This is a genomic window from Brevibacillus fluminis (genome assembly GCF_003710825.1).
GTDB classification, from domain to species: Bacteria; Bacillota; Bacilli; order Brevibacillales; family Brevibacillaceae; genus Brevibacillus_D; species Brevibacillus_D fluminis.
On sequence record NZ_RHHQ01000049.1, the window covers coordinates 1 to 1,654 of the forward strand.

2 protein-coding genes are annotated in these 1,654 nt (G+C 48.5%); both read left to right on the forward strand.

Annotation, left to right across the window (positions count from 1 at the left end):
• On the forward strand, positions 1–864 hold an 864-nt coding region (locus EDM56_RS30795), incomplete at its 5' end, for a GerAB/ArcD/ProY family transporter (protein WP_183192658.1).
• Positions 861–1,654 (forward strand): Ger(x)C family spore germination protein (locus EDM56_RS30800; RefSeq protein WP_483995140.1); only part of this gene is annotated, 794 nt, incomplete at its 3' end. The genes EDM56_RS30795 and EDM56_RS30800, both read left to right, overlap by 4 nt.

A 1,654-nucleotide genomic window follows, 5' to 3' on the forward strand; every position in this document is an offset into this window, starting at 1 on the left:
ATCAGTGAAATTTTGTTGGGAAAAGCGTTGGGGAAGGCGTTCAACCTCCTTTTTGTGCTCTATGCAGTCTTCTCGATCTCATCCATTTGCCAAAGCTACATCAGGCTGGTCCAATCCGTTACGCTGACGGAAGAAACGATTGTGTTTCCGCTGCTGTGCCTGTTTGCCGTCATGGTGTATATCGCGACGGGCGGCATTAAGTCGGTCGCGCGTTTTTGCATACTTGCTTTTTTCTTCACGGCATGGATGATCGTTTATTTAAAGTGGGGATTTATCAAGGGTGAGATTTCGCATATCTTTCCTCTTGTGACGACAACCTTCCCAAAGCTGATCAAAGCGGTGGACAACTCCTATGCGACCATGTTTGGCTATGAGCTCCTTCTCGTGTTTTTCCCATATATCGTGAATCAGAGAAAAGCGTTGAAGCATGCATCGATAGGGCTATGGATCAATGTATTGATTTATGTCTTGGTAACGTTCGTCAGTGTGATGTACTTCTCGGAGTGGCAGCTAAGGCAGCTGATTTACCCGGTCCTAAATTTGTACAAAGCGGTGGAGCTAACATTCGTGGAACGGATTGAAAACTTTGGCATCACGTTGTGGGTGTTTCTGATCTTGTCGACGGCCGCTGCATATTTGTGGATGGCCAAGAAAGGGGTCGATTCCGTGCTATCGAAAAAGCGGACATGGCATTTGTTCCTGTGTGCAATTGTTTCGTATGCGATCATCATCGCGCTTACCTCAACAAAAATAGAGAGCGTCATCTATGACAAATGGAGCGTATTGGCTGGCTACGTGATGATTCTCTATCCCATCCTTCTGCTCGGGGTTCATGCCCTGCGCAGGAACCGTGTGCAGTCATGAAAAGAACATGGGTCATCATTCAGATCATCCTATGCGCAGCGCTTTTGGCCGGAGTGGGAGGATGCAGCAAGGAACATTACGAACGGCCGACGTTGGAAGATTTGGGCCTGATTTCCATCATTGGTTTTGATTATCTGGATGACAAGCACATGAAGATGTTTGCGGCCATTCCCCAATCAAGTCAATGGAAGAAAAACAAGACGCAAATTTTTAACGCGACGGCGAGCATTCCCCATCAGGCGCTGATGCGCTTGTCGTCTATGTCGGAGAAAACTGTGACGATGGCCCAAATGCGGGTCGTCCTGTTCAGTGAAGCGTTCGCACGGAAAAAAGGGCTGAAGGACACCATGATTTCGCTGTATCGGGACCCCTTGATCGGCGACAACGTCTTTATCGGCATCGTCGAAGGAACGGTGGAAGAATTGATGACCGCACGTTATAAAAACACGGAGGAGCTTGGCGTATTTTTGAATGATGTGATGCATCCGAGGCGTGAAACCTCTTTTCAGCCCCATTTGACGATCCATGACTTCATTTTCCATACAACAGCGGAAACGTCCGACCCGGTAGCCCCGTTTCTCAAACGGTCGGAAGGAAGCATTCAGATTGCGAGTGGCGCGGTTTTGAAACATGGAAAAATGGTAGACGTGTTAAAGCAGGAAGAAGGGAAATTGATCGTACCCCTCTTTGGGATCACCCGGCTTCCCAGCGTCGAGCTCAGCATTGCCGATGAAAAAGAACGGGATGGACGGGCTGAGGCGATTATCGATTACATCAGCACCAAATGCCG